The following is a 26,321-nucleotide window of genomic DNA, read 5'->3' on the forward strand; positions in this document are numbered from 1 at the left end:
CTCCCGGTGATCATTGGCTTTGGACTACCGGATCCGGTAGTCAAAAGCCAATGATCACCGGGAGGAGGGGGAGGAGGGAGGTGGGGTGGTGGTGACGCCGTGCAGATGACACGCGGCAAACTGCTCCACGCTGGCACTCCCACCCACGGCCTGCAGCACAGGATCGTGATCGGGGCACGGCTCGAACACCTTCGGACACCGGGTGCGGAACCGGCACCCCGACGGCGGCGCGGCGGGGCTCGGGATGTCGCCAGCCAGGACGATCCGCCGACGCTCCCGCTCACGTTCCGGCTCAGGCACCGGCACCGCCGACACCAACGCCTCCGTGTACGGGTGTTCCGGCTTACTGACCAGCGACGACGCTGCCCCCACCTCCACCACCCGGCCCAGATACATCACCGCTACCCGGTCCGCGATCTGGCGGACCGCCGCCAGGTCATGTGACACGAACAGATACGTCAGACCCAGCTCACGCTGGAGCCGCACGAGCAGGTTGAGCACCGTGGCCTGCACCGATACGTCGAGGGAAGCAATCGGCTCGTCACAGACGATGAAGTCCGGCTCGCCGGCCAGCGCGCGGGCGATCCCTACCCGCTGACGTTGACCGCCCGAGAACTCGTGTGGGTACCGACCCCGGTGATCAGGGTTGAGCCCGACGATCTCCATCAACTCACCGACCCGGGCGGCCCGCCGGGCCCGGCCGCGGTGCAGCCGGTGGATAGCCAAGGGCTCACCGATGCAGTCACCCACGGTCCGACGTGGATCAAGCGAGGCGTACGGATCCTGGAAGATCATCGCCATCCGGCGCCGCAACGAGCGCAACTCGCTCGCCGGCAACGACGTCACGTCCGTACCGTCGAACTCGACCCGGCCCGCGGTGGGCTCCACGAGTCGCAGCAATGCGTTGCCCAAAGTGGACTTCCCGCAGCCGGACTCTCCCACCAAGCCGAGTGTTTCGCCCCGACGAACCTCGAGGTCGACGCCGTCGACGGCGCGTACGTGCCCGACCACACCCCGCAACGGCGTGCCGGACCGGATCGGAAAGTACACCCGCAGCCCTGAAGCCGCCACCAGCACATCGGCGCCCATGGTGGCCGGACGATCCGCGGCAGTAGGCCCAGTGGTCTCGTCGTCGCCCATCATGCACCCTCCGGCGAGTAGAACGTCGCCGCCCAGTGCCGCCGGCCACCGGCTACCGGGGTCAACGGCGGAACCTCGTGTGCACACCGCTCGTCGGCGCGGATCGGGCACCGCGGGAAGAACGCGCACCCGGCCGGCAGCGCCACCGGATCCGGTGGAAGACCCGGGATGGTCAGCAGCGGGTCCCGCTCACGTGCGGTGCGTGGATCGTCGACGACGGGCATCGCACCCAGCAGGCCGCGGGTATACGGATGCACCGGCGCACCGAACATTTCGGCCGCGCTGCCTTCCTCGACCGTGCGGCCGGCGTACATGACGAGGACGTGGTCGGCGATCCCGGCCACCACTCCGAGATCGTGGGTGATCCACACCACCCCCATCCCGCGTTCGTCCTGCAATCGCCGGATCAGTTCCAGGATCTGCGCCTGCACCGTGACGTCGAGCGCGGTGGTGGCCTCGTCGGCGATGAGAACCCGTGGTTCACCGGCCAGCGCCACCGCGATCATGACCCGCTGGCGCATCCCTCCGGACAGCTCGTGGGGATAGGCGTCCAATCGCGATGCCGGGTCGGGGATGCCGACTTCGGCTAGCAACTCCGCAGCTCGGCTCCGGGCGGCCGCCTTCGGCACCGACTGGTGCGCCCGGATCGCCTCGACGACCTGCCGCCCGACCGTCAGCACCGGGTTGAGGGAGGTCATCGGGTCCTGGAACACCATGCCGATGCCGGCGCCTCGGACCTGCCGCAGCTTGTCCTCCGACCGGCCGACCAGCTCCGCTCCGTCGAAGGTAGCGCTCCCCCACACCTGAGTGGTGGCCGGCAAGAGACCCAGCAGTGCAAGGATGCCGACGCTCTTTCCGGACCCGGACTCACCGACGATGGCCAACGTCCGGCCCGGCGGCACGTCGTAAGAGATGCCGTTGACGACGTGGGCCAACCCGCGCCGGGTCCGGAAGGCGACCCGCAGGTCGCGCACCGCCAACACTGCCGAGCCCGCGGCGCCGTCCGCACCGCCCGGCCCGGCCCCACCGCCCGGCCCGTCCGCGCTGCCCGGCCCGGCACCACCGGGCCGGTCCGCTGCGGGGCCCCCCACTGCCATCATCGTCCGGCCCCTTTCCCGGTCAGCACCGATCGCTGCCGCGGATCGAGCACGTCCCGCAGCGCGTCGCCGAGCACGTTGAACGCCAGCACCACGAAGAAAATCGCCAACCCGGGGAACAGCGCCATCCACCAGGCGTGCTCGACGAACCCACGCCCCTCGGACAACATGAGGCCCCACGACGGGTTGGGTGGTTGGGTGCCGAGGCCGACGAAGCTTAGCGCCGCCTCGGACAGGATCGCGAAAGCCAGGCTGATCGTGGTTTGGACGATGATCGGCGGCGCGGCATTGGGCAGCACGTGCCGGAAGATGATGCGTAGGCTGCCCGCGCCGCTGGCCCGGGAGGCCCGGATGAACACTTCCTCCCGCACGCTGAGCACACTGGCCCGGGTCACGCGGGCGAAGATCGGCGTGTAGACGATGCCGATGGCGATCATCGCGTTGTTCTCTCCGCGCCCCAGGATGGCCAGCACGGCTATCGCCATCAACAGTGCGGGGAATGCGAAGAGCATGTCCATGAACCGCATCAGGGCGTCGTCGAGCCATCGGCCGAAGTACCCGGCGAACAGGCCGATCAGCACCCCCGCTACCAGAGAGATCCCGACGGCGACCGCGCCGACCCGCAACGACACCTCGGCTCCCATCAGTACCCGGGAGAACACATCACGGCCGAACTCGTCGGTGCCGAACCAGTGATCGGTGGATGGTGACTCCAACTGGCCACCAACGAACTGCTCGTTGTACCCATACGGAGCCAGCCACTCGCCCAGAACCCCTACCAGGACGAGCAGCAGGAGCACCAACGACGCGGCTACCGCCATCGGGTTCCGCGCCAGCAGCAGGAGTGTCTCCTGCCATCGGGGACGGTGTTTGTCTCCGACGACGTCGAGCCGGTCCGTTGCGCCGAGCCGGTCCGTTGCGCCGGGCTGGGTCGGCCCGGCCGCGCCGGTCGGCCCGCCGCCTCTCGTCTCGTCGTTCATGAGCCCGCCCTCTGGTAGCGGATCCGGGGGTCGAGTTTGGCGTAGAGCAGATCGACGACGAGGTTCACGACGAGGAAGATGACGGCGAACAGCAGCACCGCGCCTTGCAACAGTGAGTAGTCGCGGCCTTCGACGGCTTGCAGCGCCATCTGTCCGAGCCCCGGCCACGCGAACACGATCTCGACGATGACCACCCCCGACAGCAGGTAGGCCAACTGCACGCCGCCGACGGTGACCAGTGGCAGCATCGCGTTGCGCAGAACATGCCAGGTGAGGACGTCACGGGCCCGCATCCCCTTGGCTCGTGCGGCCCGCACGTGGTCTTGACCCAAGGCCTCCAGGACCGACGAGCGCACGAATCTGGTCAGGATCGAGCCGCTGGCCACGCCAGCGGTAATCGCGGGCATGATCAGGTGCCGGGCCCACTCCACCGGATCGTCGGTCAGCCCGACGTAACCGCCTGAGGGAAGCCAGCCGAGTGTCCCGGCGAAGATCAGGATGAACATGATGCCCATCCAGAAGTCGGGGATACTCAGCCCCGCCTGGCTACTCACCGTCGCGAACCAGTCGACGACCGAACGTGGACGCAGCGCCGAGATCGTGCCCAGCGGGATCGCGATCAGCAGGGCGACGACGATCGCCGCCAGCGCCAACGACACCGTGGCCGGAACCCGTTCCAGGATCAACTCGCTCACCGGCCGGCCGCTGCGGAAGCTCACGCCGAGGTCGCCGGTCAACGCGTTGCCGATCCAGTTGAAGTACTGCACTACCAGGGGGTCGTCCAACCCGGCGCGTTCCCGCATCGCCAGGTAGGTGGCTTCGGTGCCGCGGGTGCCGAGGGCCTGCCGGATCGGGTCACCCGGCACCAGATGCATGATCGCGAAGACGAGGATGCTCACCCCGATCAGCACGATCACCGCTTGGAGCAGGCGGCGCAGGACGTATCCGCTCACTGATCACCGACCCAGGCAGCACCCGCCACCACGGCCCGACCATGATCGTCGTCCGTCCGGAGGGGCTCTGCCTCCCCAAGACGGACAACGATCACGCCGCGGCGGCTCCGCAGCCCCGGAGACATCACTCCGGCAGCGTCACGTTCTCGAAGTTGATCGCCCGGTCGGGCCGGATCTCGTAGCCGCCCAGGCCGTCCGCCCAGGCCTGCACCACGTCGGGGTTGTACAGGTAGATGTAGCTCGCCTCACCGGCGATCAGCTCCGCGGCTTGGTCGTACAGGGCCTTCCGGGCGTCCTGATCGGTCTCGGCGGCGGCTTGCTCCAGCAGACCGTCCAACTCGTCGTTGTGGTACCCCTGGGCGTTGAAGCCACCCTCGCTGTAGTGCTGAGCGTGGTAGAAGTCGAACGGGTCGAGGTTGCCCAACCAGGACCACATGAACGCGTCGAACTCCCCCTCAGCCTGCCGGTCCAGCCAGGTACTGCTGGGCTCCTGCTCGATGGTGACGTCGATGCCGATCTCGGCGAGGTTGGATTCGATCACCTGAGCGGCCTGTACACCCTCGGTGTCCTGGACGACCATCAGGCCGAGCGGCTGCCCCTCGTCGACGCCAGCCGCGTCGAGCAGCTGACGGGCCTGGCCGGGGTCATGGTCGAACGGCGTGTAGTCGTGGTACCAGAAGCTGTCTTCGGGGATGGCGGTCTGGTTGACCGTTGCCGCGCCGAACTGTGCGACGTCGACCACCTGCTGGCGGTTGATCCCGAACGCGACCGCCTGCCGAGCCTCGATCTGGTCCCATGGTTCGACGGCCTGATTGAGTGCGACGTACCAGTAGTCGACGCTGGGCGAGACCCCCACCTCGATACCGGATTCATCGCCAAGACCGTCGATGTCCTGCGGCGGGATGTTGTCGGTCCAGTGGATCTCACCGGTGCGCAACGCGGTCAGCGCCGTGGTCGCCTCACCGATGTAACGGAACTCCACCGCCTCGATCGAGGCGGGGCCACCCCAGTACTCGTCGTAGGCGGTGATGGTGATCCCCCCTGCGCCCAAGGTGCCGAGCTCGAACGGACCGGTGCCCACCGCCTCCGTCGCGAGATCCACCTCGTCGGCGGCTCCCTCCGGGATGATCGACATACCTTTGAAGCCGCCGATGTTGGCCAGCAATGCGGGTGTCGGCTCGGTGAGGGTGATGACGACGGTGTGATCGTCCGCGGCGCTGATCTCGTCTACCGAAGCGAACCGGAAGGCGTTGGCCATCTCGTCGTCGATGATCCGGTTGAACGAATAGACGACGTCGGCGGCGGTGAAGTCGCTTCCGTCGTGGAAGGTCACCCCCTCGCGAAGCGTGAACGTCCAGGTGAGGCCGTCGTCGCTGGTGTCCCACTCAGTGGCGAGACTGGGCTGGAACTCACCGTCCGCGTCGGGCGCGACGAGCGTGTCGTAGACGTTCTCCAGCACCTGGAAACTCGCGTAGGCCGAGGTGGCGTGGGGATCGAACTGGTCCGGCTCACCCGAGATCGCGGCGATCAAGGTGCCCCGCGGCGCTTCGTCGGCGTCGGGATCGTCATCCGCGGCGCCGGGGTCTTCGGTGTCGTCGGCCGGGGCGTCGTCGATGGGTACCCCTTCGTCGTCGCCGCCACACGCCGCCAGCGTCAGCGAGAGCCCGAGCGCCAGCGCACCCAGTGTTCGGAGTTGTCGTCGTCGTGTTGGCGCCATCGCCCTCGTCACCCTCTCACCACAGCTTCATGTCCGCGACACATTAGTGATCGCCCAGGATCGGCCGGGGCCGCGCCGCCTTAGAGCTTCCGCTCTTAGCAGTCGCTTACCCATCTCTCCTCCTTTCGACCCTGTCGAGCCGACCCCTACAGCCGTCCACCCGATCCCCACCTTCACCCATGTTCGTTGCCGTTTCGTGACAAGTGTGTGATTGAACTGCCCGGCGTGTCCGGCCCGGAGAGCCCGCGACGCCCGGCGCGGACATCGGGTACCCGGCCGGCCCGCACCAGGCTTCGGCGCCGGGGCTGGCCGTACGTTATCCACAGGTTCGGGGTCCGAGCGCCGATCAGTTATCCACATTCGCTCGAGACCCTCCTGACAGGGCCGCTCCAGCGGGTCAGGCTCATGCGTCATGAGCACCTCTCGACAACCGCCGTGGTACCCACACCGCAGCTCGCGGCGGCGCATCGTGGCCGCTGCCGTCGCCGTGGTCATGGCTGTCGCACTCACCCCAGGAACCCCGCTGGCCAGCACTCACCTGGGCGGCTGGAGTTACCCCGTGGGCCACCACGACGGACCCGCCGACGTCGTGCGTGGATTCGACCCGCCCGACGAGCCATGGCTCGGCGGGCACCGCGGAGTCGACCTACACGCCGCCCCAGGCTCGACGGTGCGGGCCGCAGCCGCCGGACACGTCACACACGCCGGACTGGTCGCCGGCCGCGGAGTCGTCGTCGTGCGGCACGGCACACTGCGCACCACGTACGAACCCGTCGACGCGATCGTCGACGCGGGCACGGACGTCGCCGCCGGAGCGCCGATCGGTACGTTGAGCACCATCGGCAGTCACTGCCCACCGGCGGCGTGCCTGCACTGGGGCGCTATCGACGGCGAGCGTTATGTCGACCCACTCCGGCTGGTGCGCTCCCCCGCTGTCCGGCTCCTGCCGCTGGGCGAGCGAACACTGACCGAACGGCCGCCTCCACCACCACGTCGGCCCGAGCCAACCGGCCTACGATGGCCGGTGCGCAACCCCTACGTCACCTCTCCGTACGGCATGCGCACACACCCCATTACCGGCGTGCGCAAACTTCACGACGGCACCGACCTCCGGGCCCCATGCGGCACACCTATCCTCGCCGCGGCCGCCGGTGAAGTGGTTAGCGTGGGCAGCCGCGGCGCCTACGGTCTCCAGGTGGGCATACACCACGGCACATTCGGCTCGACCACTCTGGCTACGTCCTACAGTCACCTGTCTCGGTTCGCCGTCGAGCGCGGGCAGCCGGTCGACGTGGGCGAGGTGATCGGCTGGGCCGGCACCACCGGGTTGTCCACCGGCTGCCACCTGCATTTCATGGTCTACGCCGACGGCCGGCTCACCAACCCCACGGACTGGCTGCCCGCGGACGAAGCGGCGGCGCGTTCCCCGGCCGGCCCCAACCCGTGACGGCGTCCCGCCAGGCGGATAGGTCCTATTCCGGTCTCGAATGATCGCTGTGCCGCCCCCGGTCCGCTGCCACACTCGGCATTGCTGCCCCGGCGGGAGCGGTCCATCACCGGCCTAGTGTCGGCAGACGGGGGGCTCCCGCCGGGCCCGTTCCAGTCCTGGGCGTGGGCGACCGTGGGGCCGCCGGCCGTCGAACCAAGCATTGTCGTACGCCTCACCACGCAGCGCCGTGGGCCCAGCACCGTCGTCCCGCGGGGCTCACCCGGCCGATGTCACTCGCCCCACGCGCGGACGACGCCAGCGACGTCGAAACAACCCAGGAGGCGAGCAGGTGCCCACCGCCGATTCACCACCTGACACACCTCCGATGAGCCCCCCGCGGTCACCCGCGGATCAGCCCGGCTCGCACCCACTCCATGGGGCGCGGCGCGTCGTCGTCATTGGCGGTACCGGCGGGATCGGCGCGGCCGTCGCCCAGCGTTTCGCCCGCGACGGTGCCGACGTCGTCGCCGCTGGGCTGAACACTCACGCCGGGCCGATTCCGGTATCCGACATCGGCACCGTCGAACTGGCCGAGTTGGACATCCGCCGAGACGGCGCGGTCGAATCGCTCATCGCCGGCCAGGACCGGCTGGACGTCCTCGTCAACGCCGCCGGTGTGCTCCGTCGCGACGACGAGTTCAGACCAGACGTCTTCGTCGACGTGCTCCAGGTCAACCTCGTCGGCACCATGCGGGCGTGTGTAGCGGCTCGACCACTGCTGGCCGAATCCGCTGGGTGCATCGTCAACGTCGCATCAATGCTCAGCTACTTCGGCGGTCCACGGGTACCCGCCTACACGGCCAGCAAGGGCGGCGTGGCCCAACTCACCAAGTCGCTGGCGGTGGCATGGGCGGCCGCCGGCATCCGGGTCAACGCCGTCGCCCCGGGCTGGATCCGCACCGAACTGACCAGGGAGTTGCGCGAATCCGACCAGACCGGCAGTCGGATCGTCGAACGCACGCCGATGGGCCGGTGGGGTGAGGCCCACGACGTCGCCGGCGCCGTGGCGTTCTTGGCCAGCCCCGACGCCGCCTTCATCACCGGCGCGATCCTGCCCGTCGACGGCGGCTACCTCGCTACCTGACCCACCGACGGCTCATCGAAGGAGTGTCCTCATGGCCACCGCACCACACATCGCGATCTCCGCCGACTATCCGGACGAGATCTCCGTCGCCGCCCAGCCGGATGACCCGCGGGTCTGGGTTCCGCAAGCACCCAACGTGTGGTTTCGCCCGTTGATGTTCAACACCGTCGTCGGCCAGTGGTGCAATCTGCTCAAGGTCACCGCGGCTGGCATCGTGTCTCGGCATCGCCATCCGGGCGCCGTGTTCGGCTACGTGATCAAAGGACGCTGGCACTACTACGAGCACGAGTGGGTGGCCGAGGCCGGTCACTTCGTCTATGAACCACCCGGCGAGATCCACACGCTCGCCGTGCCGGAGGACTGCACCGAGATGATCACCTTCTTCAACATCACCGGCGCCATGGTGTACGTCGACGAAGAAGGACACCAGATCGGCTACGAAGACACCTTCACCAAGATCGACATGTGCCGGGTGCACTACGAGAACGTAGGCCTCGGCGCCGACTACGTCGACCAGTTCATCCGGTAACCCGTCAGAGGGCACCACGCGGACCAGCCACAAGGAGGCTTACTGTCGCCAGGGCCACCACAAGGAGGCTTACTGCTGACGCGCACGAGCCACCATGTGACGGGATCAACCAGCCGGGGCCGAGGCAAGGCATACTGGTTCACGCTGTGAACTTTGCCAACGCCTTCCCGTACCGGCTGGACTGGATCGTCAGCTTCGTCGCCGTCGCGCGCGCCGGTGGTTTCTCGGCCGCCGCGAAAGCACAACACCGGTCGCAACCACGCATCAGCAGCCACATCGGCGCGCTCGAACGGGTGCTCGGCGCCACGCTGTTCGACCGTTCGGTGCACCCGGCAACCCTCACCCCCGAGGGACGGGCGTTGCTGCCACACGCCGAGGACATTCTGGCGCGGCTGGCCATCCTCGGTGAGGTGACCGGCGCCACGGGCGGCACCAAGCGGGGCGTGGTGCGAGTCGGGATGTACCCGAGCGCCGCGGCATTCCTGTACCCCCCGCTGGTCCGGCGGTTGCGGCACGCTGCCCCAGGGGTCACCGCCGTGCTCCGCGAGGGAGACACCCTCGCCTTGGACACCCTTCTGGCCGACGGCGACATCGATCTGGCCGTCCGTCCGGTGCTGCCACCGGTGCGCGCCGACCAGCTGGCCTACCGGCGCCTCTGGTCCGAGCCGCTGGTGGCGGTGGTTCCCGACGGGCACCCACTATCCGACGACGAGGCCACGACGTTGGCCCGGCTTGTCGGGTTCCCGCTGGTGACCATCGGTGAGCCGGACAGCGGCGAGCGCCAGTTCGAGACCAACCTGGCGTTCCTGCAAGCTGGCCTCCAGCCGAACATCGCGTTCCAAACCAACCAGCCTCAGACGCTGGCCGCCCTGGTCCGGTCCGGTCTCGGCGTCGGCTTCACGAACCGGCTGGCGATGACCACCACCGACCACCACGGGCTGGTGCTTGTGCCGGTCACCGCCGCACACGCCGAACGTCAGGTAGCAGTGTGGTGGCACGCCGCCCGGCCCGAGTCGCCGGCGACGACGCTGGTCCGCGATGTGATCGCCGTACTGCCACCACCCTCCCTAACCCCATGATCGTTGGCTTTTGACTACCGAATTCGGTAGTCAAAAGCCAACGATCATGGGGTTAGGCGCGTGGGTGGGCCTGCCGGTAGGCGGCCCGGAGCCGCTCGACCGAGACGTGCGTGTAGACCTGGGTAGTGCCCAGCGACGCGTGGCCGAGCAACTCCTGCACGGTGCGTAGGTCCGCGCCGCCTTCCAGCACATGGGTGGCGGCGGTGTGCCGCAGCCCGTGTGGTCCGAGATCCGGTGCCTGAGGAACCGCCCGCAACCGAGCGTGCACCATGGCACGCACCGCCCGCTGGCCGATGCGCCGGCCTTTGACTCCCACGAACAACGCCCGGCCCGCGGCGGCGACGGCAAGCTCTGGACGGGCCGCGTCGATCCACCGGCGCAAGGCACGTTCGGCAGGGACGCCATACGGCACACTGCGTTCACGCCCGCCCTTGCCGTAGACACGGAGCAACCGCCGGCCCGCGTCGATGTCGTCGAGGTCCAGCCCGGTCAGCTCACCCACCCGGATGCCGGAGGCGTACAGCGTCTCGAGGATGGCGTGGTCGCGGACCGCCACCGGATCACCGTCGGCCGCTTCGTCCGCGACGGCATCCAGCAGTTCGGTGGCCTCCGCCGGACGGAGCACCTCGGGCAGATCGCGCTGCGCCTTCGGCGAGGCCAGGCGGACGCCGGGATCGGTGCCGAGACGTCCCGTGCGGTGCGCCCAGGCGGTGAACACCCGGGCCGCCGACGCCCGACGAGCCAACGTGGTCCGCGCCTTCCCGCGGGTGTGCAGCAACGCGAGCCAGCTACGCAGAACGGCGACGTCGACGTCGGACACCTGGGTGGCGCCCATCCGGCTGGCATGCTCCAGGAGGCTGGCGACATCACCGACGTAGGCCCGCACGGTGTGGGTGGAGCGCCCACGCTCGGCCGCGAGATGCCGACCGAACTCGTCGAGGGTCGCCGCCATGTCCGGAGGCAACTCCGCGGGCGCGGGCTCCGGCGTAACACCAGGATCCGCAGCGTCATCTCGCATGCTCACGTGTTCACGGTGTGCTGCCGGGCGCGAAAGGTCAAGCACCGCCACCCCACAACCCCCAGTGTTGGAGGTGTTGGGGTGAGGACGATGGAGCCGGTCAGGGACGGCCCGGCGGGAGAGCACGGGCCAGCACTTCGGCGAGGTGGACCGCCCGACGCCCGGTCAGGTGCTCGATCTGAGTGCGGCAGCTGAACCCGTCGGCCAGGACGATGGCCTCGGGGGAAGCCGCCTCGACCTCGGGAACCAGCACCCGCCGAGCGGCCGCGACCGACACGTCGTAATGCCCCTTCTCCATCCCGAAGTTGCCCGCCAATCCGCAACAGCCGGAGTCGAGGGTACGCACGTTCACACCGGCCCGGTTCAGGACCTGCTCGTCGGCGACGTTGCCGAACACGGCGTGCTGGTGGCAATGCTGCTGGGCGATCGCCGCTGCGCCCACCTGCACGAACGCGGTATCCGGAGCGTACTCGGCGAGGAACCCCGCCAACGTGTAGACACGGTCCGGAACGCCGTCCAGTTCCCCGTCGGGCAGGAGTTCCCGAGCGTCGTGGCGCAGCATCGCCAGGCAACTCGGCTCCACCCCGACGATCGGCACAGCCTCCCCCGCACCCGGCCGCAGCGCCCGCACGGTGCGTCGCAGCACCCTTCGGGCGGTCCCGAGCTGCCCAGTAGACATCCACGTCAACCCGCAGCACACCGGTCCCCTCGGCAACCGCACGTCGAACCCGGCGTGTTCCAGCACCCGTACGGCCGCGACCCCGACGTCGGGGGTGAAGTAATTGGTGAAGGTGTCCGGCCACAACATCACCGCCGGCCGGCCATCGCCGGACCCGCGGCGGCGCCGTCGTAGCATCCGACGCAACGTGGTGGGGGCGAAGCTCGGCACCGGCCGCTCCGGCGCGATACCACCTGCCCATTTGAACACCGGCGCAACACCCGGCATACGCAGCATCGTGTTGGCCGCCCCTGGGGCCAGCGCGGCCAGGCGGGCCACCGCCGGCAGGTAACCAAGCGTGTAGTGGCTGGCCGGCCGGACCCGATTCGCGTAGTGGTGATGCAGGAACTCCGCCTTGTATGTCGCCATGTCGACGTGGACTGGGCAGTCGGACAGGCAGCCCTTGCAGGCCAGGCACAGGTCCAACGCGTCACGCACCTCGGTCGAGCGCCAGCCGTCGGGGACCGTCTCGCCGCGCATCATCTCGGCCAGCAGCCGGGCCCGCCCCCTGGTGGAATGCTCCTCACGGCCGGTGACCATGTAGCTGGGGCACATCACACCCGACGACGTGTCGATACAGGCGCCGACACCAACACAGCGCCGGGTTGCGGTGGCCAGCCCGCCGTCGTCGTGTGGATATCGCAGCGTGATGGGCAGCTGCCGCACCGGGCCGTCGAACCGGAGATCGGCGTCGAGTGGCCGCGGTCGGACGAGCACGCCCGGGTTGAGCCGGCCATCCGGATCCCATACCCCCTTGAACCGCTCGAACAGGTCGATCATCGCTGGCGGGTACATACGCGGCAGCAGCTCGGCGCGGGCCTGTCCGTCGCCGTGTTCGCCGGACAACGACCCGCCGTGGGCGACGACGAGGTCGGCCGCCTCCTCGACGAACGTGCGGTAGCGCCGCCGCCCGTCGGATGTAGTCAGCTCGAAGTCGATCCGGACGTGTAGGCAGCCTTCACCGAAGTGACCGTACGGAATGCCGCGCAGGTCGTGTTCGCGCAGTAGTGCCCGGAATTCGCGCAGGTATCCACCGAGCCGCTCCGGAGGGACCGCGGCGTCCTCCCAACCCGGCCAGGCCTCCGAACCGTCCGCCATCCGGGTGGCGATACCGGCGGCTGCTTCCCGGATCGCCCAGAGTTCGCGCTGGTGTGCCGGGTGGTGCGCCACCGTCGTCGTCGCCCCCGTGGCTCGGCGCAACGCCCGTGCCACCTGCCTCCCCCGGCGGATGGCGTCGTCGGCGCTATCGCCACCGACCTCGACGAACAACCAGCCGCCGCCGTCGGGTAGCTCACCGAGCGCGGCCGGGCGTCGCCCCCGGGCCACCATCGCCTCGATCAGGTCGGCCCCCATCCCCTCGACGGTGAGGGGTCCGAGCGGCAACACCTGTGGCGCGGCGTCGGCGGCGGCGACGTCGTCCTGATAGCCGGCGACGACGAGCACCCGCGCGGCCGGCGCCGGAACCAGACCCACCGTCGCCTCCATGACCAGCACACACGTGCCCTCGGTGCCAATCAACGCGCGGACCAGGTTGCCGCCGTTCTCCGGCAGCAGGTGATCCAGCGCGTAGCCCGAGACCCGCCGTGGCAACACCGGGAATCCCGTGCGCAACAGGGCAAGGTTCTGTGCGACCAACTCCTGGAGCCCACGGTGGATCTCGCCCTTCCGGCCGGGTTGTGCGGCGAGGTCGGCCGGATCGTCCGACGTGGGGTGCCCGACGCTCATCCGGGTGCCGTCGGCGGTCAGCACATCCAACCGCACCACGTTGTCCGAGGTCCGACCCCACGCCACCGAGTGGGACCCGCAGGCATCGTTGCCGATCATTCCCCCGATCGTGCATCGGCTGTGCGTGGACGGATCCGGCCCGAACGTCAACCCGTACGGTGCGGCCGCCGAGCGCAGGCCGTCGAGGACCACCCCAGGCCGCACTCGGGCGATGTGCTGCTCAGGATCGATCTCCAACACCTGGTTCAGGTAGCGGGTGAAATCCAGCACGAGCCCACGCCCCAGGGCTCCGCCGCCAATGCCGGTGCCGGCGCCACGGGCGGTGACCGGGACACCGTGTTCATGGCTCAGGCGGAGCGCTGCCACGACGTCGTCGGTGGAGCGTGGGAACAGCACAGCGGCCGGGACGTGCCGGTAGTTGGAAGCGTCCATGCTGTACACAGCCCGGGCGGCCGGGCCGTCCTCGACGTCACCCGCGACGTTGGAGCGCAGCTGACGGACGAGTCGCCGCGCCTGCTCGTCGTCTGGGATCATCCCGCGGTGCCCCCGCCATCTCCGTTCGTCGCCGCTACCGGCCCGACGTCACCGACCGGGTGGCTCGTCGATCCGCCGCATGCCGCCATTCTCGCACGTCGAGTGCGCTGCGACGCCAACGTGCCGCGGGCACCGGCGCACGCCTCAGGTGGCTCCACGCACCCGCACCCACCCATCGTTCCGCTCGGCCACGAGGCCGTCCCGCTCGAGTGTGCGCAGCGCCGAGGCGACGGACGAGGCGGGATACCCGCTGCCGGCGGCCAGCGCCGCGCCGGTGACCGGCGCCCGCGTCGGCATCCGTTCGTACACGTCACGCACCCGCGGCGGGTAGCGATCCAACACGCGGTCTTCACCAACCGGCGCGGCCACCGCGTCGACGCCCAACCGACCCGCCGCGTCGACCACCTCGGCCGCGTCGGACACCAGTGTGGCGCCCTTGTTGCGGATCCACTCGTGGCAGCCCGCGGACAGCTGCGAGGTCACCGGGCCAGGGAGCATCATGACCGTACGGCCCAGCTTGGCCGCCCAATGCGCGGTGTTCAGCGCACCCGAGCGCAACGCCGCCTCCACCACCACGGTGCCGGCCGTCAACGCGGCGATGATCCGGTTGCGCGCGATGAACCGAGAACGCATCGGGGTAGCCCCCGGTGGCAGCTCGCTGAAGACCAACCCGGTGCCGGCGATCCGCTCCAGAAGCTCCCGGTGCGAGCGCGGATAGGCGATATCCAGGCCACACGCCAGGACGGCGAAGGTGCCACCAGCCATCGCCAGCGCACCACGATGGGCCGCGGCGTCGATCCCATGGGCCGCACCCGACACGACCGACCAGCCGAGCATGGTGAGATCGGCGCCGAGGTCGGTGGCGACCCGGATCCCGTAGGGTGAAGCCGCCCGCGCCCCCACCACGGCGACTGCCCGCGGGCCCGGTGGGTCGATGGCGCCGTCGCCCCGCACCCACAAGCCAAACGGCGGTGGGACCGCGTCGGCTCCCGCCACCAAGGTGGCGTCCATGGTCGCCAACTCGGCTGGCCAGGCGGGATCTTCCGGACAGACGAACCGGATGTCGAGGTCCGCGGCCCGGGTCAGCACGGCGGCGCCGTCGATGCCGGCCGCCCGGCGCGCCAACGCTCCGTCCCGGTCGAACGGCTGACCACCAGCGACGACGGCCCGCCACGTAGCAACCGCACCGTGCTGGGCGACGTGCCGAGCTACCCGCACCGCGCCGGGTTCGACGACCGCGGACAGCGCCGCCCGGGCGACCCGCTCATCTCGTGGTGTCGTGCTCATCCGGCCTCCCCTAGGCGCAGCCGCGCCGCTCGTTGGACGTGGTCGGGGCTGGGTCGTCCGCTCCCGTCGAGATCGGCCACCGTCCAGGCCAGCCGTAGGATGCGATCCATGCCACGGGCGGTTACCGTCCCTTTCCGCAGCTCCGCGTAGGCCGGCGCCATGGCTTCGACGCTGAGCGGGAACTCACGGCGGAGGAATGCCACCGGGACCTCACCATTAACCCGCCACGGGGTGCCGGCCAGCCGCCGCGCCTGCCTGTCCCGAGCCTCGGCGACCCGCTCGGCGACCACCTTGGTGGTCTCGGCCAGGCTCAAACCCACGTCGATATCGGTGACGGATGGTGGGACGACACGTTGGTGCAGATCGATACGGTCCCGCACCGGCCCGGAGATACGCCGCTGATAACGCCGTACCGCATGCGGCGGGCATTCACACTCGCGGCTCCGGCTGCCATGGTTGCCGCACGGGCACGGGTTCTGCGCGATGACCAGCAGGAAGGACGCCGGGAAGACCGCAGTGGAGTTGACCCTCGAGACCACGATCTTGCCGTTCTCCAAGGGCTCACGGAGCGAATCGAGCACTTGACGCGAAAACTCCGGGGCCTCATCGAGGAACAACACCCCGCGGTGGGCGAGGCTCGCCAGCCCGGGCCGCACGATGGTGCCCCCACCGATCACCGACGCCATCGAGGCCGAATGATGCGGATCCGCGAACGGCGGCCGCACCACCAGCGGCCGATCCGCCGGAAGCACCGCGGCCACCGAGTGGATGACGGTGACGTCAAGCGACTCTTCGGTGGACAGATCCGGGAGCAGGCCGGGGAGGCGGCGAGCCAACATCGTCTTGCCCGCGCCTGGTGGCCCTTCGAGCCTGATGTGGTGATGTCCAGCGGCTGCGATCTCGATGGCCGCCTTGGCCTCTTGCTGTCCGGCGACCTCGGCGAGGTCGAGGCCCGGATCCTGCGGCACCGACTCCGGGCCGGCCGCCACCTCCTCCGGCTCCTCGTCCGGGATCTCGGCACCCCGCAGGAAAGCGATCACTTGTCGTAGCGACCGAGCTCCGACGACGGTCACATCGGGGACCTGGGCGGCCTCGCCGGCATTACGTTCGGGCACCACCACACGTCGTATCCCGGCCTTCGCCGCGGCCAGAACCGCTGGCAGCACGCCGGGTACTGAACGCAGCCGCCCGTCGAGGGCCAATTCGCCGAAGAAGATCACCCCGCTGGTGGCGGCTGCGGGGATCTCGTCGGCGGCGCTGATAATGCCAATGGCCACCCCAAGGTCGAAATGGCTGCCCCGCTTCGGAAGCGCGGCCGGCGACAGACTCACGGTGATCTTCTGCAGCGGCCAGGCCACTTTGCTCGACAACACCGCGGCCCGCACGCGGTCCCGAGCCTCGTACAGCGATGCATCCGGCAGTCCGACCAACGTGAACCCCGGCATCCCGCCGATGTGTACGTCGATATCGATGAGCGTGCCCTGAACCCCGATGAGCGCGACGCTGCGGCAGCGTCCGAGCCGCATCAGAACGCCCCACGGACATGCTCGACATGTGGTGGCCGCGACGACCGCCGGTGCACGGCGACCACGTCGACCCGTACCGGCAGCCCGGCGCGCCCGTTGGCCTCCAACCACGCCAGGGCAAGCCGCCGCAGCCGCGCGCCCTTGCGCCACGTGACCGCCTCGAGCCCGCTGCCGTAACCGGGCCCGCTGCGGGTTTTCACCTCGCAGACAACAACGGTGTCGCCGTCCAGCGCCACGATGTCGATCTCGCCCTCGGCGCACCGCCAGTTACGGGCGAGCAGCACCATTCCTTGATTTTCCAGATACCGGGCGGCGATATCCTCGCCATAAGCCCCGACACCATCCTTGACTCGCACCGGCCTCACCTCCGGTCACGAGCCTGTCCCGCGTGGCCCCGGCCGCACCAGGGGTTACCGACGAGTTGTGGATAACTTAGGTCGGCTCAGCTCAACATCTGTGGACAACTTCGCTCGGAGCCCCCTTGGCCGCACCAAGCCTTTGAGCACTGGCAAGGCCCAACCGACGAGTGTGTCCGGCGCGCGGAAGCTCCTAGTCGGTCTTCGGGATCTCGAGGTCGTTCTTGGCCAACTCTTCGACGTTGACGTCCTTGAACGTCACCACCTTGACGTTCTTGACGAACCGCGCCGGCCGATACATGTCCCACACCCAGGCATCACTCATGGTGACCTCGAAGTACACGTCGGCGCCATCACCACGGACCTGAAGGTCGACGTTGTTGGTCAAATAGAACCGGCGCTCGGTCTCGACCACGTAGGAGAACAGCCCCACGACGTCCCGGTACTCCCGGTAGAGCGAGAGCTCCATGTCGGATTCATACTTCTCAAGATCCTCAGCGCTCATTGGTCACGCTCCCCTTCTCGCTGCGACCCGGCGACCGTCACCGCGCCCGCCGAGCTACTGCCGACCAGCGGCACATCCGTCTCCAGCTCAACGTCCAGCACACCTGTGGCCGGGTCGGCCCGCTCGTTTTCGACGTCCAGGTCCGGCGTCATCAGCCGGGCCACATTAACGTAGGACCGACGATGCACCGGGCTTGGTCCCAGCCGCTCCAACGCTTGCTGGTGCACCTCGGTGACGTAACCCTTGTGCTCGTCGAACCCGTATCCCGGCCAACGCCGCGCGGCCTGCACCATGATGCGGTCCCGCGTGACCTTGGCGATCACCGATGCCGCCGCGATGCAGGCCGCCACTTGATCGCCCTTCCACATCGCCAAGCCGGGAACTCCCAACCCGGCGACTGGGAAGCCGTCGGTGAGCACGTAGCCGGGGGCGACATCCAACTTGGCCAGCGCCCGCCGCATCGCCTCGATGTTGCAGCGGTGCAACCCGATCCGGTCGATCTCGTCCGGCTCGACGATCACCACCGACCACGCCAGGGCCCGCTGCATCACGGCGTCATAGGCACGCTCACGGGCGGCCGGGGTGAGCAGCTTGGAATCGGCCAGCCCGGGAACTCGGCCTCGGTCGCCACCGGCCAGCACCGCGGCGCCGACCACGAGTGGCCCGGCGCACGCACCACGGCCGGCTTCGTCGGCGCCGGCCACCGGGGCGAAGCCGGCCCTGGCCAGGACTCGTTCATACACGTAGATCCCAGCGTCGCGGCGCACCCGCGCTGGTGGTCGGTCAACGAGGACGGTCATGATGAAGCAAGCTTACGGAGCGACGCCATCGATTCGACACCCAACACTCACCTTGGAGCCAGTTCCCTACCGCGGTTGCTACTCGGCGCCGACTGTTCAGTCCGGCGGCGGGATGTGATCGAAGGCGTCGCCGCCGGACATCGACGACCACCGGTTGAACGGCCACACCACCGCGAACGCACGCCCGACAACGAGGTCCTCCGAGAAGGTTCCGTTGTTCCGCGAGTCTCCCGAGTTGGATCGGTGGTCACCCATGACGAACAGGTGGCCTTCCGGAACCTCGGTTGGCTCGAACTCGTACGATGCGTTGTCGCCCGGGTACAGGTACTCGGATTCGTCGACCGGTACGCCGTTAACCATCAGCAGGCCATCGTCGTCGCAACATTCGACCGTGTCGCCGCCGAGGCCGATTACCCGCTTGATCAGGTGCCCCTCGGAGTCGTCCGGTAACACCCCGACGAACTGGAAGAAACTCTTGATGGCGCCCCCGACACCACCGGCCTGCTGCGGCTGTCCCCCGAGCCATCCGTTCGGGTCGGCGAACACAACCACATCGCCACGGTCCACGTCACCGAAGCGCAAGCTGATCTTGGACACCATCACGCGGTCGCCGACCTGAAGGGTGTCCTGCATCGACTCGGACGGAATCAAGAATGCCTGGACCAGGAAGATCCGGACGACGGTGGCGATCACCAAGGACAGGGCCACCACGATGGCGGTTTCCTTGAGGATCGCCAACCCGCGTCGGGGCTTACGCTCCGGCTGAGACTCCGACTCTCCCGGCTCGTCCTGCTCGCCCGGGGGCACGCTCTCCTCGATCACGCCCATCCCAGTCGGCAGGCGTCAGGCCGAGTCGCGCTTCTCGCGGATCCTGGCCGCCTTGCCCCGCCGGTCGCGCAGGTAGTACAGCTTGGCCCGACGCACGTCGCCACGGGTCATGACCTCGATCTTCTCGATGACCGGTGTGTGCACGGGGAAGGTTCGCTCCACCCCAACACCGAAGCTGACCTTGCGGACGGTGAACGTCTCGCGGATGCCGGAACCCTGGCGGCGGATGACCACACCCTGGAATATCTGAATACGGGACCGGTTGCCCTCGACCACCCGGACGTGCACCTTGAGGGTGTCGCCAGCGCGGAAATCGGGGACGTCGTCGCGCAGCTGCGCGGCGTCTACAACATCAAGCTTGTGCATGTCGACGTGTCGCTTCCTTGCAGGTGCCACGGGCCACCCACAGTGTCAGAAATACTGGATCCCGGCTTCACGATGGTGCTCCCCCCGTGGCAGGGGCAGCCAACAGGCCGGGCACGGACGATCTAGTGTGCCACACCGGGCCGCTTTGGTGGAAACTGACCTACCCGTACCCCAAAGCAGTCACCCAACCCTCGGTGATCATTGCCGCCTTCGTGTCGCTATAGCGACACGAAGGCGGCAATGATCACCGGGGATCTGGTGGTGTCACCCGTCCGTGTCAGCCTCGGCGAGCACCTCGCGGTCACGCTCGTCCAGGGCGGCCGGATCGAGCCCGGCCACGAGATCTGGCCGCCGCCGTGCCGTCAGCCGCAACGCTTCGTCCCGCCGCCAGCGCGCCACCCGCGCATGATGGCCGGACAGCAATACCTCGGGGACGTCCAGGCCACGCCACGACGGCGGCTTCGTATACACCGGGTACTCCAGCAGACCATCGGCGCCGTGTGACTCCTCACGCAGCGATTCCGGATTGCCCACCACACCGGGCAGCAACCGCGCGACCGCTTCGACGACAACCAGGGTGGCCACCTCGCCGCCGTTGAGCACGTAGTCGCCGATGGACACCTCGGTGACCCGCATCCGGGTCCGGGCGTCGGCCACCACCCGCGCGTCGATGCCCTCATACCGCCCACACGCGAACACGAGCCACGGATCACCAGCCAGGTCGGCCGCCATCCGCTGGTCAAACGGGACCCCGGCCGGTGTGGGCACGATCAGATGCGGTGGCACCTCAGGGTCGGAGCCGACGACGTCGTCAAGCGCCGTCCCCCACACGTCGGGCTTCATCACCATGCCGGCCCCACCGCCGTACGGGGTGTCGTCGACGGTGCGGTGCCGGTCGGTCGCCCACCCCCGAAGGTCGTGCACCCGTACGTCCAGCAAGTCCGATTCCCGCGCCTTGCCGACCAGCGACAAGCTCAGCGGCGCCAGATAGTCCGGGAAGATCGTGACGACGTCTACCCTCACGACGGCTCCTCGGGCGCCGACGAGCGGGCGAGGTCGAGCAGGCCAGGTGGTGGATCGACGACGACCCGGCCACCCGGCACGTCGATCTCGGGCACGATCTGCGTCACGAACGGAACCAGGATCTGCGTGCCATCAGCCCCGGCCACGGCCAAGATGTCCTGGCCCAGCCCGTGTCGGATCTCGCTAACCGTCCCCACCTCGGCGCCGTCGACAGTGACCACCCGCAACCCGACGAGTTGGCGGTCGTAGTATTCGTCCGGCCCGGGAGGCGCTTCGTCATCACCGACCTCCACTTCGAGCCGGATACCGCGCAACGCCTCGGCGGCGGTCCGGTCGGCGACCCCGGCGAACTGGACCAGCAGCCTCTGTTGATGCCAGCGGCAACGCAGAACCGTCAGGGTGCGTGTCGGGCCGGGTTCAGCGATCCGCAGCACGGAGTCCGGCGCGAACCGCTCCTCCGGCGAGTCGCTGTGAACCTGCACCGCGACCTCGCCCCGCACACCGTGCGGACGCCCGACGGTGCCGACTGTCACGAACACCATGGATGTCTCCCTCCTTGCGGCCATCATCGACGCTGGCCCCGGTCCGGCGCTGGCTGGAGCACGGTAGCGGGAGCCACCTTTTGACGACGAAGCGCCCGCGCCAGGGTCTCCCTCCGCTGACACGGGCGCTTCTGCCGGGCGCCGGCCGATCTATCCAACCGGGTGCACCGCGACGTCGGGGTGCGGACCGCACCACCGACGACCGACGGGCACCGGCCGGATGGGTTTTACCGTTCGTCGACGTCGACGAAGTCGATACGCACGCGATCGTCTGCGAGAGCACCGATGACGGTCCGGAACGCGGTGGCCGTGCGGCCACTGCGCCCGATGACCTTGCCGAGATCATCCGGGTGGACGTGCACCTCTAACAGCCGCCCACGCCGCTGTTGCCGGGCACGCACCACGACGTCGTCCGGATGCTCGACGATTCCGGCCACCAGGTGTTCCAGAGCCTGAGCAAGCATCGGCCCAGCCTCACTCGGCCTTGGCATCGGTGCCGGACTCGGCCACCGGAGTGTCGGCGGCAGGTGCCTCAGGCGCCTCTGCCGGGACGTCCGCCGCGGCGGGCTTCTCGTCCTTGGCCGCAGGCTTCTCGTCCTTGGCCGCGGGCTTCTCGTCCTTGGCCGCGGGCTTCTCGTCCTTGGCCGCGGGCTTCTCGTCCTTGGGCTTGTCGTCCTTGGCCGCGGGCTTGTCGTCCTTGGGCTTGGCGGCCTTCTTCGCCGTCTTCTTCTTGGCGGTGGTGGCGTCACCCTTGGGCTCGCCATGCACCTCGGCCAGCGCGGCGTCAAAGGCGATCCGCTTTTCGGCCTTGGGCTCAGCGACCTTCAACGTGCCCTCGGCACCGGGCAGACCCTTGAACTTCTGCCAGTCTCCTGTGACCTTGAGGATCGCGAGGACGGGCTCGGTGGGCTGTGCGCCGACCCCAAGCCAGTACTGCGCCCGCTCGGAGTCGACCTTGATCAGGCTCGGCTCGAGCTTGGGGTTATACAGACCGATCTCCTCGATGGCCCGGCCATCGCGGCGGGTCCGGGAGTCGGCGACGATGATGCGGTAATGCGGGGAGCGGATCTTACCCATCCGCTTGAGCTTGATCTTGACAGCCACGGGTGTGGAGTCTCCTTGTGGTGTTCACGCGCGGGTGAACCATCGTCGCTCGAGTGGGGACCGGCGACGAAGGTCCGGGTGGATCCGGCAGCCACGGGTGAGAGGGCCACGTGGACGCCGGTTCAGCGGGCTATTCTGCCAGATCCGCACGGCGATCCCCAAACCACGTCGCTGCCTGTGGTGACGGTGGCCGTACGTCCCGGCCGCGCGCGGCGCTCCCGCACGCTCGGCAAGGTCAACAGTCGCCATGAGCGCTCAGTTCACGCGCCCGGCTCCGGGCCGCGGACCTGTCCACCCGACGTGCGATGCGGTACAGCAGCGCTGACCACCACCAACGGCGCCGGGCGCGCATGTGCTCGACGAGCATCCGCCGTCGCCGAATTTCGCTTCGACGCAGATCATGGGGGTCGTGCCACGGCGGCCGGTCGCCCAGCACCGCCCAGGCCCTTTCGATCATGGCTACCCCTTTCGGCGGTGGACTTGGCGAGCCGGGTCGTGGCCAGCACCCGCGGTGCCGGCGCTCCTGGCGTCGGTGGCGCTTCGCTCGGCAGCGGCCAGGGCTTTCGGTGAAACTCGGAAGACGACGACGATGACGGCGACGACGAACAGCGCGATGGCGGCCCCGAAGACCACCGGAAGCCCCGCGATGCTGCCGAGCGCTCCACCGCCCAAGGCGCCGACGGGGATACCGCCCATCCCGATCATTCGATACGACGCGTTTACCCGGCCCAGCAAGATGTCCGGCACCAGCCGCTGGCGCATCGATACGACGATGACGTTGACACCTGCGCTCGCGGCGCCGATGAGCAATGCGGCCGGAAACAGCACCCGCGGCTCCGGCGCCAGCACTGGTACCGCCATCACCGAACACATCGTGGCCAGCGCGGTGAGCAACGTCTGCGCGGCCCCGAGCCGGCGCACGACCCGCTCGACCAGCAGCGACCCGACGACCGCGCCGACGCCGAGCGCACTGGCCATGAGCCCGTATTGGGCCGCGGTGAGCCCCATACGGGACTCCTCCCCCACAACCCACAACACGAAGACGGCGAAGTAGGCGTTGCTCCCCAGATTGATCAGGCCGGACGAGACGGCCAGACTCCTGAGCAGCCGATGGTCCCACAGGTATCGCAGACCGGCGGCTATGTCGGTACGCATCGGTCGGGTCGACACCACGTCGACCCGGTATCGGCCACGGACCCGCAAGAGCAGCAGACCGGCGAGCGCGTAACACAGGCCCGCCGCGCCGAACACACTCGCCGCCGCAACACCAACCAGCACACCCGCCAGTGGTGCGCCGAGGAAGTGGTTCGACACCGTCTGAGCTGCGATCAGGCGCCCATTCGCATCACCGAGCCGACTTCTCGGCACCATCATCGGCAAAATCGACTGCGCCGAGGTATCGGAGAACACTTCGGCGACACCCACCAGCAGTGCAGCGGCGTACAGGACCGGAAGGTTCAGCTCCCCCCGCGCGACGAGCACCGCGACGGCGGCCAGCCCCACAGCCCGGCTCCAACTGGCGACCATCATGACCCGACGCCGGTCGAGCCGGTCAGCCAGCGCCCCCGCGGGTAGTGCGAACAGCAACCACGGCAACCACACCGCCGCCGTAACGATCGAGACCAGGAACGGCGACCGGGTCACCGTCACCGCAAGCAAGGGTCCGCCGATGAGCAGGACGCCATCCCCCAGGTTGGAGATACCCGACGCCGCCCACAGGTAGCCGAAGCGCCGTCCTAGGGGCGGGCGTCGGCCGGCGGCGCGCCCAGGATCGACCGCCCAGCCGGGATCTACCGGGGTGGACTCCGGTTCGGCGTCCCGCAGGTCGGTGATCGTGCCGGTCAGTGGCTCATCGGAAGCGAGGGCCAACGGCGGGCTCTGATACTTGCTCGGCGTCGTGCTCATACATCGCCCCGGCCGCCGCCGTCGTCGTCATCCTCGGCATCGCTGCGCAACCCGCTGTCTTTCAACCCGTCGGCACTCGGGGTTGCGCCGGGCCGGTCCGGGTCGACCGAGGTGGCACCGACGAAGCGGACCAGACGGGCCCCGTCGGGCCGGGCAGCTGGGTTGTCAAGGCGGTCTCGGAACCGGTCGGTGAGTTCACCCAGCGCCTGGCTCACCTCGGCGAGTTCGTCGGACGTCGCCCAAAACGTCGACGTCGCGATGGTCGAAGCCTCGATCCACTCCCGGGGTTCGTCGCGGCTACGAGAGATCCAGTCACGTACGTGTTGCGCCGCTTGCTCGATGGCTAGGTAGGCCACCTGTTCCAACGCGTTCACCGAGCCAGGGTCGTCGAAGTCGGCGGTGGCGGTGAACGATCGGTGCACAACACGCCATGGCCGCTCCCGACCCTGAGGTTCGGCGTGTTCGATGAATCCGTACTTGGCCAGCATCCTCAGGTGGAACGAGCAACTCGCCACGCTCTCCCCGGTGAGCTCCGCACAGCGGGTGGCGGTGGCCGCACCTTCGATCCGCAAGACATCCAACAGCTGGTTACGCAGCGGGTGCGCCAAAGCGCGAAGACGCTGCGGATCGGTGATCTGCGCTTCGTTTCCTCGGACCATAAAACTAAAGATAGCTTTAGCAAGCTTTCTTTAGCAAGACTTCTTTAGGATTACGCGGTCATGTTTGGCCGTCGCACCCCTCCCGCCCCGCGGCCTGATGCGTTGACCGCCTCCACAAAGCACATATAACGGGCACGCCGACCGGCGCTCAGCGCACCAGGGCAGTCCACCGGCGACGCCGCGGCAGTGCCGGGCGGCCTGAGAGAAGACTTTCGTGGACTAGTGCGCCGCGTGGACTAGCGAACGCCGCGTGGACTAGCGAACGCCACGTGGACTAGCGAACGACGCGGCCGCGCATGATCACCCGCGCCGGATCCAGCAACGTGCCCGGGTCGACCCGAGGGTCGTCGGCATAGACGCAGATGTCCGCCACCGACCCCTCCTCCAGCAGTCCAGTACCACCCAGCAGATAGGCGCGAGCCTTCCACGACGCCGCCGCTACCGCGTCGGGCGCCGGGATGCCCGCGGCCACCAGCTCCAGCACCTCCTGGGCAATGAGCCCGTGCGGCATCACCCCACCGGCGTCGGTGCCGGCGAACACCGGGACTCCCGCCTCGTAAGCGGTGTGGACCGTCTCGTAACGCCGTTCGTGCAGGGCGCGCATGTGTGCGGCGTACGCGGGGAACTTGGCGCTGCCTTGCTCGGCGAAGGTAGGGAAGTTGGCGATGTTGATCAGCGTCGGGACCAGTGACACACCTCGCTCGGCCATCAGCGCGATGTTGTCCGCCGACACCCCGGTGCCGTGTTCGATGCCGTCGATACCCGCGGCCAACAGATCGGGCAACGCGTCTTCTCCGAACACATGGGCGGTGACCCGCGCACCTAGCTCGTGAGCGCGGGCGATCGCCGGTTCCAGTACGTGCTGTGGCCAACAGGGACCGAGATCACCTTTGTCACGGTCGATCCAGTCGCCGACCAGCTTGACCCAGCCGTCACCCTTACGTGCTTCCCGCTCCACGTAGGCGACCAGGTCCTCCGGTTCGATCTCCCAGCCGAAGTTCCTGGTGTAACGCTTGGTGCGGGCGATGTGCCGGCCGGCCCGGATGATCCGCGGAAGGTCGTCACGCTCGTCGATCCAACGGGTGTCGGCCGGTGATCCAGCGTCGCGGATCAGCACCACACCGGTGTCGCGGTCGGTGATCGCCTGCTCTTCCGCGACGTCGTCGGGCACCGCACCGTTGGCGTCGAGCCCGACGTGGCAGTGGAGATCGACCAATCCGGGCAGGATCCAGCCGGTGGCCACCGTCTCCGCGCCGGGGATGGCCTCGAAGGTGACCTTGCCGTCGCGGACCCAGAGATCGCGATGCTCAGCAGACGGGAGGACGACGCCGCGGAGGTGAATCGCACTCATCGTCAG

At 68.7% G+C, this 26,321-nt stretch carries 26 protein-coding genes; 4 read left to right on the forward strand and 22 right to left on the reverse strand.

The window, feature by feature from the left end; genetic code table 11:
* Positions 1–54: 54 nt before the first annotated feature.
* The 5 genes from G8760_RS13160 to G8760_RS13180 all read right to left on the reverse strand — a co-directional run bounded on the left by G8760_RS13160 (position 55) and on the right by G8760_RS13180 (position 5,887).
* The gene (locus tag G8760_RS13160) at positions 55–1,140 is read right to left on the reverse strand and encodes an ABC transporter ATP-binding protein (protein WP_425502324.1); all 1,086 of its coding nucleotides are present in this window, start codon (positions 1,138–1,140) and stop codon (positions 55–57) included.
* Positions 1,140–2,240: an ABC transporter ATP-binding protein gene (locus G8760_RS13165; protein ID WP_246222536.1), complete on the reverse strand. Its 1,101-nt coding sequence runs from the start codon at positions 2,238–2,240 to the stop codon at positions 1,140–1,142. Before G8760_RS13165 ends, G8760_RS13160 begins: the two co-directional genes overlap by 1 nt.
* Complete coding sequence (locus tag G8760_RS13170) at positions 2,237–3,058, reverse strand: ABC transporter permease (protein ID WP_425502325.1); 822 nt, start codon at positions 3,056–3,058, stop codon at positions 2,237–2,239. The genes G8760_RS13165 and G8760_RS13170 overlap by 4 nt, the downstream gene beginning before the upstream one ends.
* Positions 3,059–3,213: 155 nt before the next feature.
* Positions 3,214–4,170 (reverse strand): ABC transporter permease, encoded by a 957-nt coding sequence (locus tag G8760_RS13175; RefSeq protein ID WP_166351692.1) that lies wholly within the window; start codon positions 4,168–4,170, stop codon positions 3,214–3,216.
* 124 nt (positions 4,171–4,294) lie between these two features.
* Positions 4,295–5,887, reverse strand: coding sequence for an ABC transporter substrate-binding protein (locus G8760_RS13180; RefSeq protein ID WP_166351694.1), 1,593 nt, complete (start codon positions 5,885–5,887; stop codon positions 4,295–4,297).
* A gap of 412 nt (positions 5,888–6,299) precedes the next feature.
* On the opposite strand from G8760_RS13180, the gene G8760_RS13185 reads away from it, so the two are divergent.
* The 4 genes from G8760_RS13185 to G8760_RS13200 all read left to right on the forward strand — a co-directional run bounded on the left by G8760_RS13185 (position 6,300) and on the right by G8760_RS13200 (position 10,068).
* A complete protein-coding gene (locus G8760_RS13185; protein ID WP_166351696.1) occupies positions 6,300–7,334 on the forward strand; it encodes a M23 family metallopeptidase in 1,035 nt (344 codons plus the stop codon).
* 367 nt (positions 7,335–7,701) lie between these two features.
* Positions 7,702–8,460 carry an SDR family NAD(P)-dependent oxidoreductase gene (locus tag G8760_RS13190; protein ID WP_166351698.1) on the forward strand — a complete coding sequence of 253 codons (759 nt, stop codon included), beginning with the start codon at positions 7,702–7,704 and terminating at the stop codon, positions 8,458–8,460.
* A 31-nt stretch (positions 8,461–8,491) separates the two neighbouring features.
* Positions 8,492–8,989 (forward strand): 2,4'-dihydroxyacetophenone dioxygenase family protein, encoded by a 498-nt coding sequence (locus G8760_RS13195; RefSeq protein ID WP_166351700.1) that lies wholly within the window; start codon positions 8,492–8,494, stop codon positions 8,987–8,989.
* A gap of 146 nt (positions 8,990–9,135) precedes the next feature.
* Positions 9,136–10,068 (forward strand): LysR family transcriptional regulator, encoded by a 933-nt coding sequence (locus G8760_RS13200; RefSeq protein WP_166351702.1) that lies wholly within the window; start codon positions 9,136–9,138, stop codon positions 10,066–10,068.
* Between the two features lie 52 nt (positions 10,069–10,120).
* On the opposite strand, the gene G8760_RS13205 is transcribed toward G8760_RS13200, so the two are convergent.
* The 17 genes from G8760_RS13205 to G8760_RS13285 form a co-directional block, all read right to left on the reverse strand.
* Positions 10,121–11,086: a tyrosine recombinase XerC gene (locus G8760_RS13205; protein WP_166352099.1), complete on the reverse strand. Its 966-nt coding sequence runs from the start codon at positions 11,084–11,086 to the stop codon at positions 10,121–10,123.
* Between the two features lie 100 nt (positions 11,087–11,186).
* Complete coding sequence (locus tag G8760_RS13210; RefSeq protein WP_166351704.1) at positions 11,187–14,063, reverse strand: FAD-binding and (Fe-S)-binding domain-containing protein; 2,877 nt, start codon at positions 14,061–14,063, stop codon at positions 11,187–11,189.
* A gap of 144 nt (positions 14,064–14,207) precedes the next feature.
* Positions 14,208–15,350: a DNA-processing protein DprA gene (gene dprA, locus G8760_RS13215; RefSeq protein ID WP_166351706.1), complete on the reverse strand. Its 1,143-nt coding sequence runs from the start codon at positions 15,348–15,350 to the stop codon at positions 14,208–14,210.
* The gene (locus tag G8760_RS13220) at positions 15,347–16,876 is read right to left on the reverse strand and encodes a YifB family Mg chelatase-like AAA ATPase (RefSeq protein WP_166351708.1); all 1,530 of its coding nucleotides are present in this window, start codon (positions 16,874–16,876) and stop codon (positions 15,347–15,349) included. The genes dprA and G8760_RS13220 overlap by 4 nt, the downstream gene beginning before the upstream one ends.
* Positions 16,876–17,232, reverse strand: coding sequence for a YraN family protein (locus G8760_RS13225; protein WP_166351710.1), 357 nt, complete (start codon positions 17,230–17,232; stop codon positions 16,876–16,878). Before G8760_RS13225 ends, G8760_RS13220 begins: the two co-directional genes overlap by 1 nt.
* A gap of 193 nt (positions 17,233–17,425) precedes the next feature.
* Positions 17,426–17,737 (reverse strand): DUF2469 domain-containing protein, encoded by a 312-nt coding sequence (locus G8760_RS13230; protein WP_166351712.1) that lies wholly within the window; start codon positions 17,735–17,737, stop codon positions 17,426–17,428.
* Positions 17,734–18,537 (reverse strand): ribonuclease HII, encoded by an 804-nt coding sequence (locus tag G8760_RS13235; protein ID WP_166351714.1) that lies wholly within the window; start codon positions 18,535–18,537, stop codon positions 17,734–17,736. Before G8760_RS13235 ends, G8760_RS13230 begins: the two co-directional genes overlap by 4 nt.
* Before the next feature lie 96 nt (positions 18,538–18,633).
* Entirely contained in the window at positions 18,634–19,359 is a 726-nt protein-coding gene (gene lepB / locus G8760_RS13240; protein WP_207782315.1) for a signal peptidase I, read from the reverse strand.
* Positions 19,360–19,380: 21 nt separating this feature from the next.
* Positions 19,381–19,731, reverse strand: a complete 351-nt coding sequence (gene rplS, locus G8760_RS13245) for a 50S ribosomal protein L19 (protein ID WP_166351719.1) — start codon at positions 19,729–19,731, stop codon at positions 19,381–19,383.
* Positions 19,732–19,995: 264 nt separating this feature from the next.
* Complete coding sequence (gene trmD / locus G8760_RS13250; protein ID WP_166351721.1) at positions 19,996–20,754, reverse strand: tRNA (guanosine(37)-N1)-methyltransferase TrmD; 759 nt, start codon at positions 20,752–20,754, stop codon at positions 19,996–19,998.
* Positions 20,751–21,293, reverse strand: a complete 543-nt coding sequence (gene rimM, locus G8760_RS13255) for a ribosome maturation factor RimM (protein WP_166352101.1) — start codon at positions 21,291–21,293, stop codon at positions 20,751–20,753. The genes trmD and rimM overlap by 4 nt, the downstream gene beginning before the upstream one ends.
* Before the next feature lie 230 nt (positions 21,294–21,523).
* Positions 21,524–21,760, reverse strand: a complete 237-nt coding sequence (locus tag G8760_RS13260; protein WP_166351723.1) for an RNA-binding protein — start codon at positions 21,758–21,760, stop codon at positions 21,524–21,526.
* Positions 21,761–21,770: 10 nt separating this feature from the next.
* The gene (gene rpsP / locus G8760_RS13265) at positions 21,771–22,400 is read right to left on the reverse strand and encodes a 30S ribosomal protein S16 (protein ID WP_166351725.1); all 630 of its coding nucleotides are present in this window, start codon (positions 22,398–22,400) and stop codon (positions 21,771–21,773) included.
* Positions 22,401–22,635: 235 nt separating this feature from the next.
* Positions 22,636–22,857 carry a hypothetical protein gene (locus G8760_RS13270; protein ID WP_166351727.1) on the reverse strand — a complete coding sequence of 74 codons (222 nt, stop codon included), beginning with the start codon at positions 22,855–22,857 and terminating at the stop codon, positions 22,636–22,638.
* A 2-nt stretch (positions 22,858–22,859) separates the two neighbouring features.
* Entirely contained in the window at positions 22,860–24,305 is a 1,446-nt protein-coding gene (locus G8760_RS13275) for an MFS transporter (protein WP_166351729.1), read from the reverse strand.
* On the reverse strand, positions 24,302–24,964 hold the full coding sequence (locus G8760_RS13280) for an ArsR/SmtB family transcription factor (RefSeq protein WP_166351731.1): 663 nt from the start codon (positions 24,962–24,964) through the stop codon (positions 24,302–24,304). The genes G8760_RS13275 and G8760_RS13280 overlap by 4 nt, the downstream gene beginning before the upstream one ends.
* A 274-nt stretch (positions 24,965–25,238) precedes the next feature.
* Entirely contained in the window at positions 25,239–26,315 is a 1,077-nt protein-coding gene (locus G8760_RS13285; protein WP_166351734.1) for an amidohydrolase family protein, read from the reverse strand.
* Positions 26,316–26,321: the final 6 nt, after the last annotated feature.

Source organism: Phytoactinopolyspora limicola (assembly GCF_011320225.1).
Lineage (GTDB): Bacteria > Actinomycetota > Actinomycetes > Jiangellales > Jiangellaceae > Phytoactinopolyspora > Phytoactinopolyspora limicola.